Raw genomic sequence first — 12,475 nt, forward strand, 5'->3', positions numbered from 1 at the left:
CTGAAATTAAGCGGAATCGCTCGAAGAGCCCTGCGTCATCAAACCCGCAAAATCGAACAGCTTCGGATCGAGCAGGTGCGACGGGTTCACATGCGCCAGGGCGCGCAGCATCGTATCCTTGCGGCCCGGCATGCGCCGCTCGATATCAGCGAGCATGTCCTTCATGGCATTGCGCTGCAGCCCATCCTGCGAGCCGCAGAGATCGCAGGGGATGATCGGAAACTGCATGGCCGCGGCAAACTTGGCAAGATCGTCCTCAGCGGCATAGGCGAGCGGACGAAGAAGCATCAAGTCGCCTTCGTCGTTGAGCAGCTTTGCGGGCATGGAAGCCAAGCGGCCGCCATGGAAGAAGTTCATGAAGAAGGTCTCGAGAATATCCTCGCGGTGATGGCCAAGCACCAGCGCATCGCAACCTTCCTCGCGGGCGATGCGATAGAGATTGCCGCGGCGCAGGCGCGAACAGAGCGAGCAATAGGTTGCCCCCTCCGGCACCTTCTCCTTCACGATGGAATAGGTGTCGCGATACTCGATGCGATGCGTGACACCGATCTTCGTGAGGTATTCGGGCAGGATATGCTTTGGGAAATTCGGCTGCCCCTGATCGAGATTGCAGGCGATCAGCTCCACCGGCAGCAAGCCTCGCCATTTCAGATCAAGGAGCAGTGCCAGCAAACCGTAGGAATCCTTGCCGCCGGAAAGGCCGACCAGCCAGCGCTTCTGGCCCTTCAGCATCTGGAAGTCTTCCATTGCCTGGCGCACTTGCCGCAACAGGCGCTTGCGAAGCTTGTTGAAGGAGACCGAACGCGGCGCATCGAAAAACATCGGATGAACGGCAGAACTGCCATCTTCAGCCTCGATATCGATGTCGTCTTTCACAGTGGTCGCGATATTCATTGCGTCATTCCTTGCATCTCGCCACGCTGATAGCAGAAAGCGGAACGAGAAGACACCGTATCAATCGCCGAACACCGACCAGCCGGTGCGCGCAGCCAGCATTTCCAACGCTACGGCGCCGAGTTGCGAATTGCCGACCTTGTTCAGCCCCGGCGACCACACGGCGATCGAGCCGATGCCCGGCGCCACCGCCAGAATGCCGCCACCGACGCCGCTCTTGCCCGGCAGGCCGACATGATAGGCGAAGTCCCCCGAGCCATCATAATGGCCGCAGGTCAGCATGAGCGCATTGATACGCCGCGCCCGCTTCGGCGAGACGACGGAGTGGCCGGTGATCGGATTGCTGCCGCGCGCAGCGAGATAGAGCCCAGCCTTGGCAAGCTGCTGGCAGCTCATGGACAGCGCGCATTGATGGAAATAGACACCGAGCACATGCTCGACCGGATGGTGGAGATTGCCGTAGGCGCGCATGAAATTGGCGAGCGCGAAATTTCTATAACCGGTTTGGGTCTCTGAACGCGCAACCTTGTCATCGATGGTGATCGTCTCGTCGTCAGCTACATAGCGCACGAAGCGCAGCAGCTCGCCGATCGCCTCGCGCGGCTCGTGCCCGGCCAGCACGACGTCGCTGATGGCGATCGCGCCCGCATTGATGAAGGGGTTGCGCGGTATCCCCTCTTCGCGCTCCAGCTGGACGATGGAGTTGAAGGCCGTGCCGGACGGCTCGCGCCCTACACGATTCCACAGGCTCTCGCCGACTTTGCCCAACGCCAGGGTCAGCATAAAGACCTTGGAAATACTCTGGATAGAGAAAGGAACGCCGGCGTCGCCGATGCTGTAGACATCGCCATCGACCGTCGCGATTGCCATCCCGAACTGCTTCGGGTCGACCTTTGCCAGCTCCGGAATGTAATCGGCGACCTTGCCCTCGCCGATGCGCGGCGAAAGCTCCGCATGAATGCCGTCGAGAATGGCCTGCAAATCCGTCATGAGGCGCTCCAAAGACAAAAAAGCCGCTCGAACCGAGCGGCTTTTCATTCATCAAGAAAGTTATACGCTTATTAACGCGAATAGAATTCGACGACCAGATGCGGTTCCATGACAACGGCGTACGGTACGTCGCCGAGAGCCGGAACGCGAGCGAAGGTCGCAACCATCTTGTTGTGATCGACTTCGATGTACTCCGGAACGTCGCGCTCAGCGAGCGAAACCGATTCGAGAACGGTTACGAGCTGCTTGGACTTTTCGCGAACTTCGATAACGTCGCCAGCCTTGCAGCGGTAGGAACCGATGTTGACGCGAACGCCGTTGACGGTGACGTGGCCATGGTTGACGAACTGACGGGCTGCGAAGACGGTCGGAACGAACTTGGCGCGGTAGACAATCGCGTCGAGGCGCGATTCGAGCAGGCCGATCAGGTTTTCCGAGGTATCGCCCTTGCGGCGGTTGGCTTCGTCGAAGATGGCGCGGAACTGCTTTTCACGCAGGTCGCCGTAGTAGCCCTTCAGCTTCTGCTTGGCGCGCAGCTGCACGCCGAAGTCCGAAAGCTTGCCCTTGCGGCGCTGGCCGTGCTGGCCCGGGCCGTATTCGCGACGGTTAACCGGGGACTTCGGACGGCCCCAGATGTTTTCGCCCATACGGCGGTCAATTTTGTACTTGGACGATTCGCGCTTGCTCATCGCATTTCCTTTCAAGTGTTATGGCGGCCCGTTGCCGAACCGCGAAGGAAACACGCCCTCCTCTGAACTCCGTTTTCGAGCTCTGACAGGCCTCTCACGTTAGCGAACGGACGAAGCCACGGGACATGTCAAATGAAACACCGGACATTTCTGCCCGGCGTTGGCGCGGTCTGTAAGGGGTCGTTATGAAAATGTCAACAGCCGCACGCGACGCTGTTGAGAATGAAGCAGCGAATGCTATATTTGATGCTTGATGCTTGATGCTTGATGCTTGATGACCGATCAAGGTGCAATGATGCGAACAACCCTTGCAATTGACGACGACGTACTTGCCGCGGCAAAGGCGATGGCAGAACAGCAGCACCGCAGTATCGGTGATGTCATTTCCGACCTGGCTCGCCGGTCGCTCAACCGTCCGCAGCCGGTAAAGGAGCGGAATGGTATTCCGTTGCTCACGCCTAAGACGGGCAATCCCCCTGTTACGCTCGATCTTGTCAACAAACTTCGTGACGAACTTCCGTGACATTTTTGTTGGACGTCAATGTTCTGATCGCTTTATTCGACCCTGGCCATGTATCGCATGATATGGCCCATGAGTGGTTTCACTCCCTAGCCGGCGATAGTTGGGCAACGTGTCCGTTAACGGAAAATGGGGTTGTGCGGATTCTTAGCCAGCCCAACTACCCTAATTCTCCTGGGCCGCCGTCAACAGCTGCGGTTCTTGTTGCCCAACTTCGCAGCTTGCCGGGTCACCAATTCTGGGCCGACGATATCAGTCTGCTGGATGATACTTTGGTGGATTCGACACGCATTCTGACTCCTGGACAAATCACCGACACCTACCTGTTGGCATTGGCGAAATTCCATGGGGGCCAACTGGCAACGTTCGACCGGCGCCTATCAACTTCGGCCGTCAAGGACGGCAAAGCCGCACTCCACATCATCGCCAGCAACGTGTAACCGGCAGCTATTCAGCCGCCGCCTGCTCACCGCCGTCGAGATCGGGCGCATTGGCATCGCCGGGCGCGGTCTGCGACCCCATATCCGGAAAGGCGACAATGCGTTTGCCCGAAAAATCCGTGTGGACGACGACGCTGCCCTGCTCTTCGAAATAGCTCAGCAGTCGCCGCGCGCGCCGGGCCGAATGAGTACCATAGGCGCGGGCGATGCGGGCGTCGGACGGGCATGGCTCGCCGCTGATAGCGGCCTTCGCCAGCATCAGGAAAACACCCTGCAGATCGTCGGTGACGCTGGCAGATAGCGAAAGCGCCGTTGCCCATTGATCCGTCGCCATGACTTCTTCGTCCGCACCGGAGCGGGCAATCGCCACGCGTCGACGGAACTCCGAAAGGCTCATGGGTGCGCCGGGAACGCGGCGCATGCGCAAGCGTACAAGAAACTCCTGATAAAGCACCGAATCCGTTCGGAAGCCCGAGGCCGGATCGTCGAGGATTTCGGAGAGCACGGCGCTCACTCTCGCCTCGCGATCCTCGCTCGATAGTTCCGGCTGGCTGACCTTCGGTTCCGAAGGTGCCGGGCTTGCCGCCGGTACGGAGCGGGAAAGCTCTGCCAGAATATCGGTCGTCGGACGCGGCGCCGGTGTGGTACGGCGGACAACGGGACGCGTGAACTCTTCCGGATCCGGCGTGAAGATCAGATCTTCGATATCCTGCGGTGCATCCGGCAGCGGCATCAGCTTCGGGCTGGAGGAACGCGCCGATGTTTCCACCGTGCCGATGGTGATCGGCAGCGGGCGACGCGAAAGTGCCGGCCCGAGGGCGACGAAATTGCCACGCTTGAGGTCGCGAAACATTTCCGCCTGCCTGCGATCCATGCCGAGCAAATCGGCCGCGCGGGCCATGTCGATATCGAGGAAGGTACGGCCCATCAGGAAGTTGGAGGCTTCTGCGGCAACGTTCTTGGCAAGCTTCGCCAGGCGCTGCGTCGCGATGACGCCGGCAAGGCCGCGCTTTCGGCCGCGGCACATCAGATTTGTCATGGCGCCTAGCGACATCTTGCGCGCATCTTCCGAAACGTCGCCGCCGACCGAGGGGGCAAACATCTGCGCTTCGTCGACCACGACCAGCACGGGATACCAGAATTCGCGGTCGGCATCGAACATGCCATTGAGGAAGGCGGCGGCAGCGCGCATCTGCTGCTCGATATCAAGCCCTTCGAGCGTCAGCACGCAGGAAACGCGATGCTGGCGAATACGGTTTGCGATGCCGGCAAGCTCTGCTTCCGTGCGCTCGCCATCCACGACCACATGCCCGAACTTGTCGGCCAGCGTGACGAAATCGCCTTCTGGATCGATGATGACCTGCTGCACCCATTGCGCCGACTGTTCGAGCAGGCGCCTCAAAAGATGCGATTTTCCGGAACCGGAATTGCCCTGTACCAGGAGACGCGTCGCCAGCAGCTCCTCGATATCGAGCTGGGCGCTGGTCCCGCCGGACGCCGTTCCCATGTCGATGCCGACCTGCAATGCACTTCCCCTATGAGCGAGAATCAAATGTCGATGCGTCCCATCTTTCTGAAAGGACGCGCCTCCGTCTAGCAAAGATTTCCAAGCTTCGCGCCCGTGGATTGAAAAAACCCACAGGCGATTGCGAGACCTACCTGAAGCGCAGGTTTGCGCGCGACAGCTGGCTGACCGATGTGCAGCCCATGAGCTTCATGTCGCGCTCCACTTCGGTACGCAGGTGCCGCAGTGCCCGTTCCACGCCCGCCTGACCGGCAGCGGCCAGCGGATAGAGATAGAAGCGGCCGAGGCCAACGGCCTTGGCACCGAGCGACAGAGCCTTCAGCACATGCGTGCCGCGCTGGACGCCGCCATCCATCATGACATCGATGCGATGGCCGACGGCGTCGACGATTTCCGCCAGCTGATCGAACGCGGAGCGAGAACCGTCGAGCTGCCGGCCGCCATGGTTCGAGAGCACGATGCCGGTGCATCCGATATCGACCGCACGCTTTGCGTCCTCGACCGACATGATGCCCTTCAGGCAAAACTGCCCGTTCCAGTGCTTCACCATCTCGGCAACGTCGTTCCAGTTCATCGACGGATCCAGCATCTCGGTGAAATACTTGCCGATCGACATCGCACCGCCGCTCATGTCGACATGCTCGTCGAGCTGCGGCAGGCGGAACTTCTCGTGGGTGACGTAGTTCAGCGCCCACGCAGGCTTGATGGCGAACTGGGTGATCCCGGCTAGATTGAGCTTGAACGGAATGGAAAACCCCGTGCGAAGATCGCGCTCGCGATTGCCGCCGGTAATGCTGTCCACCGTCAGCATCATCACGTTGACGCCGGCTTCCTTCGCCCGCTCCATCATTGCCCGATTCAGGCCACGATCCCTATGGAAATAGAACTGGTAGACCTGCGGTCCCGCATGCTTCTTGCGGATTTCCTCAAGGCTGACGGTACCGAGCGAGGAAACGCCGAACATGGTGCCGAGCGAAGAAGCTGCGGCAGCCACCGCGTTCTCACCCTGATGGTGGAAGAGACGCTGCAACGCCGTCGGCGAGCAATAAAAAGGTGTCGCGAGCTTTTGCCCCATGACGGTGACAGACATATCAATCTCGCTGACCCCGCGCAGGACGTTGGGAACGAGATCGCAACTTTCGAAGCTGGCTGTGTTCCGCCGGAGCGTCACTTCGTCGTCGGCTGCGCCGTCGATATAGTTGAAGATCGGGCCGGGAAGACGCTTTTTCGCAAGAAGGCGAAAATCATGGAAGTTGTGGCACTCACGCAGACGCATGGCTTGCCCCGACAACACTGCAATCAATCTCAAAAGACATCAAATATCGCCCTCCCAATATTCCGCCACTCAGCCCAATGCTGCATTACAACCGATGCAAGCGTGCCTCCCACTTGTAAAGCACATCCGGCTCCTTTTCCTCATTGCCTGCCCCATCCGACTCGTCAACCACGAAGAAGCCATGCTTCTCGTAAAAGCGGCGCGCAGGCTCGTTTCTCTGGAACGTCCAGAGCGACAGCGCCGGATAGGTCGACTTGGCGATATCGACAAGGCGGCTGCCGATGCCGCGCCCCTGCGCCTCAGGCAGAACATAAAGCTGGTCGATCCAATCCTCGAGAAAGGCGATGACGCCAACAAGACGACCGCCCTCTTCCGCACCCCAAATCTGGCAATCTTTGAAAACGACAGCGCTCCAGAAGCCAACATCTTCTTCGGGCGTATGAAGTCCGGCAAGCGCCGGCAGCCGCTCGTTGAAGGAAGCGCGATGGACAGCGGCAGCCGCCGGCATATCCGCGAGATCGAGTTTTCGCAGCGAAACCTTGTCTTTCATCATCAAGCCTTGAGTCCAAAACCCTGCATCAGCCGGCGCGTGGGGAAATCGGGTGCCCCGGAGGTAAACACCGCAAAGTCGAAATTGTCGGGATGCACAGCATCGGCCATCTGCGGCACCAGGCTGCGGGCGCGCCTTGCGATGGCTTCAGCCGGATCGAGCCAATCGACCGGCCAAGGCGCAAGGCGACGGAAAATATTCGCCATGAAAGGGTAATGCGTGCAGGCAAGCACCACGATATCGGTCTTGCGGCCATCCATCTCGACGAAGCACTGATCGATCTCGGTCATGACGGCCTCGTCTGTAATTGCATCGCCGCGAATATAGCTCTCCGCCAGGCGCGCCAGATTTTCCGATCCGACAAGCCGCACATGGCATTGTGTGGCAAAGGACTGGATCAGATCGCGCGTATAGGCGCGCTTGACGGTGCCCGGTGTCGCCAACACGGAGACCAACCCGGAGCGCGTGCGCTCCGCAGCTGGCTTGATCGCCGGCACGGTACCCACGAACGTCATCTGCGGAAAGGCGGCACGAAGAGCGGCGCCGGCCAGCGTGAACGCCGTGTTGCAGGCGATGATGCAGACTTCCGGATCATATTGCGCGAGCAGCTTTGCGAAGAGACCGACAATGCGCTCTTTCAAGGCTGCTTCTTCCCAACTGCCATAGGGAAATGCGGCATCGTCGGCGATATAGATGAAACCCCGCTCCGGCATCAGCACGCGTGCTTCGCGCAGCACGGTCAAACCGCCGATCCCTGAATCGAAAACAAGGACCGGTTTCAGCTCATTCGCCGCTGCTGTCATCGTTCGTGGTTTCCTTGGGTGCTTTCGAGGATCGGGGATGCGAGCCACTGCCGCGCGGGGACTTCCGCGAGAAGCGGTCGAGAGACGAGATCACCCCGCGCAAGACGCTGATTTCCTGTTCGGTGAAGGCCCGGCGCGAGAGGACGGCCCGGAGATTGTCGACCATTTTCGGCTTTTTCCCGGCGGGATGGAAATAATTGCGCGCATCCAGCGCTTCCTCGAGCTGGTCGAAAAGGCCGAAAAGCTGCTCCTTCGTCGAAGGCCGCTGCTCGATCGCCTGGAAAGGCACATCGCCGAGATCCTCCATGCCCGACTTCATCCACTCATAGGACATCAGCAGCACGGCCTGCGCGATGTTCAAAGAAGCAAAGGCGGGATTGACGGGAAATGTCACGATCTCGTCGGCCAGCGCCACTTCCTCGTTCGTCAGGCCCCAGCGCTCCCTACCGAAGAGGATGCCGGTACCCTCACCTGCTTGGAACTTGGCACGAAGGGTTTGCGCGGCAATAACAGGCGAACGCACCGGCTTGTAACCATCCCGCTCCCGCGCGGTTGTCGCATAGATGAAATTGAGATCAGCGATCGCCTGCTCCAGTGTCTCGTAGACCTTGGTCGCTTCGATGATGTGATCCGCCTTGGAAGCCGTCGCCTGTGCCCTCTCGTTCGGCCAGCCATCGCGAGGATTGACGAGCCGCAACTCGGCAAGGCCGAAATTCGCCATGGCGCGCGCCACCATGCCGATATTTTCGCCCATCTGCGGCTCGACCAGAATGATGGCCGGCCCTTCGGCCAGAAGTTGACGCTCGCTGTTCGTGCCTGCCATGATGCCTAAATCTCCGCGCGCGAAACCAATCGCGCTAATTCGAGCATGATGCCGAGAAGTGTTAGCGGTTTTCGGACGACATCATGCTCAATGTCCTGATTCCGGTGTCGCAATAGCGAGACGCCAGCCGATCGGCAAGGTTTTTGCGCTTGAACGGCAGAACGAATCCGGCCCGATTATTGTGGATTGGCGGGCTTCTGATCCGACGGTTGCTGCGTCTGGTCTGTCGGCTGTTGCTGCTGTTGTTTGACGAGATCCACCATCACGCTCTTGAGCGAGCTCGGATTGCCGTTGTCATCGTTGGTGACGATATCGTCCACCAGGGGCCTGCCGCCCTCTTCGATGACCTCGAAACGAACCGTGGTCACCTTCTGATAATCGGCATCTGATCCCATGCAGGTGGATTTCTTGAAGGTCGCCAGCACCTCGGTCACATTGTTCTTCGGCGTCTGGGCGGCAATCTTCACGTCCTCCAGCGGACACGCATCCTGCGCATTGACGATGACATCGTAGTCGAAGGGCGAGATACCATCCTCGTCGGCGGCGGGAAATTGCGCCGCCGCCTGATATTTCGCCGCGAAATCCTTGCTGTAGATATCCTTGAGCTTGCTCTCGTCGAAGATATCCTGCCAATCGCTGTCGCCGCCCGCCCAGTTCGAGACGGTCGCATCCATGATGGCCTTGACCGGCGTCGTCGCATCGGCGGCCAGTGCCATATGCGCGCCTAGGGAGAACTGAAAGAGCGTGAAGGCAAGCGCGGATGCGGCAAATTTCTGCATGACGTGATTCCGTAATAACAGGCAAAACATGCGCGACCTTAGCCCCATCGACCGCTTTGGCAATGGCCGGATCGCAAAAAGCGGATGATGTCACGAATGATCAAAAACACTATGCCCAAGGCTCTATCGGCTTTGCGTTCCGCACTTGCGGTGCTATAGCCCTCGGGACTTCATATTACTCACAGGACCATCGGGTCCCATCAGCTTAAACGAGGCAGAAGCATGAAGAAGATCAAGGTCGCAAATCCCGTTGCCGATCTCGATGGCGACGAAATGACTCGCATCATCTGGCAGCTCATCAAAGAAAAACTGATCTTCCCCTACCTCGACATCGATATCGATTATTACGACCTCTCGGTCGAAAACCGCGACGCCACCAATGACCAGGTCACCGTCGACGCCGCTAACGCCATCAAAAAATACGGCGTCGGCATCAAATGCGCGACGATCACGCCGGACGAAGCCCGCGTCAAGGAATTCAACCTCAAGGAAATGTGGAAGAGCCCGAACGGCACGATCCGCAACATTCTCGGCGGCGTCATCTTCCGCGAGCCGATCATCTGCAAGAACGTTCCGCGCCTCGTTCCGGGCTGGACGCAGCCGATCGTCGTCGGCCGTCACGCTTTCGGCGACCAGTACCGCGCCACCGACTTCAAGTTCCCCGGCAAGGGCAAGCTCACCATCAAGTTTGTCGGCGAAGACGGCACGGTCATCGAGAAGGAAGTCTTCAACGCTCCTGGCGCCGGCGTTGCCATGGCCATGTACAACCTCGACGAGTCGATCCGCGAATTCGCCCGCGCCTCGATGATGTACGGCCTGATGCGCAAGTGGCCGGTCTACCTCTCGACCAAGAACACCATCCTCAAGGCCTATGACGGCCGCTTCAAGGACATCTTCGAAGAAGTCTACCAGAACGAGTTCAAGGCTCAGTTCGACGAAGCCGGCATCACCTACGAGCATCGCCTGATCGACGACATGGTTGCCTCGGCTCTCAAGTGGTCCGGCGGCTACGTCTGGGCCTGCAAGAACTACGACGGCGACGTCCAGTCCGATACCGTTGCCCAGGGCTTCGGCTCGCTCGGCCTAATGACCTCGGTTCTGCTCACGCCGGATGGCAAGACGGTCGAAGCCGAAGCCGCACACGGCACGGTGACCCGCCACTATCGTCAGCACCAGAAGGGTCAGGAAACCTCGACGAACTCGATCGCTTCGATCTTCGCCTGGACCCGCGGCCTCGCTCATCGCGCCAAGCTCGACGACAATGCCGAACTCGCGAAGTTCGCTTCCACGCTCGAAAAGGTTTGCGTCGACACGGTTGAAGCCGGCTACATGACCAAGGACCTGGCGCTGCTGATCGGCCCCGATCAGCCGTGGCTCTCGACCACCGCCTTCCTCGACAAGATCGACGAAAACCTCAAGAAGGCCATGGCTGCCTAAGCCTCGTCACCATCTGGACATAAGAAAACCCGGCCTCAGCGCCGGGTTTTCTTTTGCGCGGAATCTTGCCGCCGGGGCGAACCGGTGGCAAAAATGCGCGCAACAAAAGGGAGAGGCAGATGGCTGAGGAACTCGTTTTCTATACCAATCCGATGTCGCGCGGACGCATAGCCCGCTGGATGCTGGAGGAAATCGGCCAGCCCTACCGCACCGAATATCTCGACTACGGCACGACGATGAAGTCGCCGGAATATCTTGCAGTCAACCCAATGGGCAAGGTGCCGGCCATCAAGCACGGCGACACCGTCGTCACCGAAGGTGCCGCCATCTGTGCCTATCTGGCCGAAACCTTCTCGCAGGCAGGCCTTGCCCCGACAGCGGCCGAGCGCGGCCGCTATTTCCGCTGGATGTTTTTTGCGGCCGGCCCGTTCGAGATGGCGATCACCAATCGCACCCTCGGCTTCGAAGTGCCGCCGGAACGCCTGCGCATGGCCGGCTGCGGCAGCTTCGCGAATGTGCTTGATGCGATGGAGTACGCCGTCACGACCTCGCCGTTTATCGCCGGCGACCGCTTCACGGCCGCCGACGTCTATGTCGGTTCGCATATCGGCTGGGGTCTCAATTTCGGGACGATCGAAAAGCGGCCAGCTTTCATCGACTACTGGAGCCGGGTCAGCGACCGCGACGCCTACCGCCGTGGCAACGAGATTGATAATGCCGCGATGCCGAAACCGGCTAATGCCTGACAATACAAGGTATTGAAAGGAAACCCTCTATCGGGATCTTATGCCGCTACTGAAGCGGCATATAGATATCCGTCAGCAATTCCGTCGGCGGTACATCACGCGGATTGTTGATATATTCCTCGAACATGAGGGTATCGCGCAGCTGCCGTCCGGAAGCCGGAAGCCATTGCGCATAGAGCCACTGATAAGCCCTATGCATGTTCGCATAAGGCCCCTTGTGACGCAGCACGGCATATTCACCGCCCTCCAGCGAGCGCCGTTCCAGTGGGGCGGCAGTCGCAACGGCCTCGCTGGCAGTAACACAGGCATAGGAGCGCAGATTGTCCGCTTCCACGACATCGGGATCGTCGAGATAGACGCCGATCATGCGCATGTCCGGCCCTGCCAGACCGCGGGCGAAGATGGTGCCGAAGAGTGTTTCGAAAGCCTGGCCTATCTGCATGTAGGAGCCGCGATGGGCGACACCGATCAGTGACATCGGGGAAATGGTGCGAAGCGTAACGTCGAACATGATCGTGATCCTTCCTTGAGTATTGGGTTCGAAGATCCTGTGGCTTCCCTCATTCCGATATCGCGCCGGCGGCATGCCGTAGACGGATCTGAAGATGCGGTTGAACGATTGGAGGTTGGGATAGCCCGACCGCTTTGCAATGTCGCTGACGGATAGACGGGTGTTGACGAGATCGCCGGCGGCACGGTGCAGCCGCAGCCGCTTGACGGTCGCCGCCGCCGTCTCACCATAGATCGCCCGATAGATCCTGTGCCAGTGGTAGCTGGACATGCAGGCGATCTCGGCGAGCTTTTCCATATCGAGTTCTTCATCCAGATGCTCATGGATATAGGCCGAAACCCGCCGCAACCGGGTCTCGTAAAGCGTCCACGCCGTTCCACCACTCATGTCTAACCCCCTTGTAAATCGATCGGCCGACAAGAGCATAACCGGATTTGACAAATCCTGCGGAGTTGCCTGCATAAACAAAAATGGCGGACACCGAAGCATCCG

General features: G+C 59.4%; 14 protein-coding genes. 4 read left to right on the forward strand and 10 right to left on the reverse strand.

The features are described from left to right. Positions 1–6: 6 nt before the first annotated feature. The 3 genes from ttcA to rpsD form a co-directional block, all read right to left on the reverse strand. Positions 7–894, reverse strand: a complete 888-nt coding sequence (ttcA, locus tag DQ393_RS00975; protein WP_112339958.1) for a tRNA 2-thiocytidine(32) synthetase TtcA — start codon at positions 892–894, stop codon at positions 7–9. Positions 895–954: 60 nt separating this feature from the next. Further along, positions 955–1,884 carry a glutaminase gene (locus DQ393_RS00980; protein WP_112339959.1) on the reverse strand — a complete coding sequence of 310 codons (930 nt, stop codon included), beginning with the start codon at positions 1,882–1,884 and terminating at the stop codon, positions 955–957. A gap of 71 nt (positions 1,885–1,955) precedes the next feature. Then, entirely contained in the window at positions 1,956–2,573 is a 618-nt protein-coding gene (rpsD, locus tag DQ393_RS00985; protein WP_112339960.1) for a 30S ribosomal protein S4, read from the reverse strand. Between the two features lie 295 nt (positions 2,574–2,868). Between rpsD and DQ393_RS00990 the strand changes: the two genes are divergently transcribed. Together DQ393_RS00990 and DQ393_RS00995 are read left to right on the forward strand one after the other, a co-directional pair. Further along, entirely contained in the window at positions 2,869–3,096 is a 228-nt protein-coding gene (locus tag DQ393_RS00990) for a CopG family transcriptional regulator (RefSeq protein WP_112340020.1), read from the forward strand. After that, positions 3,093–3,533 (forward strand): TA system VapC family ribonuclease toxin, encoded by a 441-nt coding sequence (locus DQ393_RS00995; protein ID WP_112339961.1) that lies wholly within the window; start codon positions 3,093–3,095, stop codon positions 3,531–3,533. Before DQ393_RS00990 ends, DQ393_RS00995 begins: the two co-directional genes overlap by 4 nt. A 7-nt stretch (positions 3,534–3,540) precedes the next feature. On the opposite strand, the gene DQ393_RS01000 is transcribed toward DQ393_RS00995, so the two are convergent. From DQ393_RS01000 to DQ393_RS01025, 6 genes are all read right to left on the reverse strand, one after another. Continuing rightward, entirely contained in the window at positions 3,541–5,058 is a 1,518-nt protein-coding gene (locus tag DQ393_RS01000) for an ATP-binding protein (protein WP_112339962.1), read from the reverse strand. A 130-nt stretch (positions 5,059–5,188) separates the two neighbouring features. Beyond that, positions 5,189–6,334 carry an alpha-hydroxy acid oxidase gene (locus DQ393_RS01005; RefSeq protein WP_112339963.1) on the reverse strand — a complete coding sequence of 382 codons (1,146 nt, stop codon included), beginning with the start codon at positions 6,332–6,334 and terminating at the stop codon, positions 5,189–5,191. A gap of 85 nt (positions 6,335–6,419) precedes the next feature. Then, positions 6,420–6,884: a GNAT family N-acetyltransferase gene (locus DQ393_RS01010; RefSeq protein ID WP_112340021.1), complete on the reverse strand. Its 465-nt coding sequence runs from the start codon at positions 6,882–6,884 to the stop codon at positions 6,420–6,422. 2 nt (positions 6,885–6,886) lie between these two features. Further along, a complete protein-coding gene (gene murI, locus DQ393_RS01015) occupies positions 6,887–7,687 on the reverse strand; it encodes a glutamate racemase (protein ID WP_112339964.1) in 801 nt (266 codons plus the stop codon). Then, on the reverse strand, positions 7,668–8,510 hold the full coding sequence (locus DQ393_RS01020) for an RNA methyltransferase (RefSeq protein ID WP_112339965.1): 843 nt from the start codon (positions 8,508–8,510) through the stop codon (positions 7,668–7,670). Before DQ393_RS01020 ends, murI begins: the two co-directional genes overlap by 20 nt. 176 nt (positions 8,511–8,686) lie before the next feature. After that, positions 8,687–9,289 (reverse strand): hypothetical protein, encoded by a 603-nt coding sequence (locus tag DQ393_RS01025; protein WP_181592264.1) that lies wholly within the window; start codon positions 9,287–9,289, stop codon positions 8,687–8,689. A gap of 222 nt (positions 9,290–9,511) precedes the next feature. Here DQ393_RS01025 and DQ393_RS01030 point away from each other — a divergent pair, with 222 nt between their 5' ends. Both DQ393_RS01030 and DQ393_RS01035 read left to right on the forward strand, forming a co-directional pair. Next, positions 9,512–10,726 carry an NADP-dependent isocitrate dehydrogenase gene (locus tag DQ393_RS01030; protein WP_004108975.1) on the forward strand — a complete coding sequence of 405 codons (1,215 nt, stop codon included), beginning with the start codon at positions 9,512–9,514 and terminating at the stop codon, positions 10,724–10,726. 119 nt (positions 10,727–10,845) lie between these two features. Next, entirely contained in the window at positions 10,846–11,472 is a 627-nt protein-coding gene (locus DQ393_RS01035) for a glutathione S-transferase family protein (protein WP_112339966.1), read from the forward strand. A 46-nt stretch (positions 11,473–11,518) separates the two neighbouring features. Here the strand turns inward: DQ393_RS01035 and DQ393_RS01040 are convergent, their stop codons facing one another. Then, positions 11,519–12,370 carry an AraC family transcriptional regulator gene (locus DQ393_RS01040; RefSeq protein ID WP_112339967.1) on the reverse strand — a complete coding sequence of 284 codons (852 nt, stop codon included), beginning with the start codon at positions 12,368–12,370 and terminating at the stop codon, positions 11,519–11,521. Between the last annotated feature and the right edge of the window lie 105 nt (positions 12,371–12,475).

This window comes from Martinezella tropici (assembly GCF_003287875.1).
GTDB lineage: Bacteria > Pseudomonadota > Alphaproteobacteria > Rhizobiales > Rhizobiaceae > Rhizobium > Rhizobium tropici_C.

Excerpts from the sequence above, each read along its gene's own strand:
- DQ393_RS00990 (WP_112340020.1), top strand. The coding sequence starts at position 2,869 with ATGCGAACAACCCTTGCAATTGACGACGACGTACTTGCCGCGGCAAAG.
- ttcA (WP_112339958.1), bottom strand. The coding sequence starts at position 894 with ATGAATATCGCGACCACTGTGAAAGACGACATCGATATCGAGGCTGAA.
- DQ393_RS01010 (WP_112340021.1), bottom strand. The coding sequence starts at position 6,884 with ATGAAAGACAAGGTTTCGCTGCGAAAACTCGATCTCGCGGATATGCCG.
- DQ393_RS01025 (WP_181592264.1), bottom strand. The coding sequence starts at position 9,289 with ATGCAGAAATTTGCCGCATCCGCGCTTGCCTTCACGCTCTTTCAGTTC.
- DQ393_RS01005 (WP_112339963.1), bottom strand. The coding sequence starts at position 6,334 with ATGCGTCTGCGTGAGTGCCACAACTTCCATGATTTTCGCCTTCTTGCG.
- rpsD (WP_112339960.1), bottom strand. The coding sequence starts at position 2,573 with ATGAGCAAGCGCGAATCGTCCAAGTACAAAATTGACCGCCGTATGGGC.
- DQ393_RS01030 (WP_004108975.1), top strand. The coding sequence starts at position 9,512 with ATGAAGAAGATCAAGGTCGCAAATCCCGTTGCCGATCTCGATGGCGAC.
- DQ393_RS00980 (WP_112339959.1), bottom strand. The coding sequence starts at position 1,884 with ATGACGGATTTGCAGGCCATTCTCGACGGCATTCATGCGGAGCTTTCG.
- DQ393_RS01040 (WP_112339967.1), bottom strand. The coding sequence starts at position 12,370 with ATGAGTGGTGGAACGGCGTGGACGCTTTACGAGACCCGGTTGCGGCGG.
- DQ393_RS01035 (WP_112339966.1), top strand. The coding sequence starts at position 10,846 with ATGGCTGAGGAACTCGTTTTCTATACCAATCCGATGTCGCGCGGACGC.
- murI (WP_112339964.1), bottom strand. The coding sequence starts at position 7,687 with ATGACAGCAGCGGCGAATGAGCTGAAACCGGTCCTTGTTTTCGATTCA.
- DQ393_RS01020 (WP_112339965.1), bottom strand. The coding sequence starts at position 8,510 with ATGGCAGGCACGAACAGCGAGCGTCAACTTCTGGCCGAAGGGCCGGCC.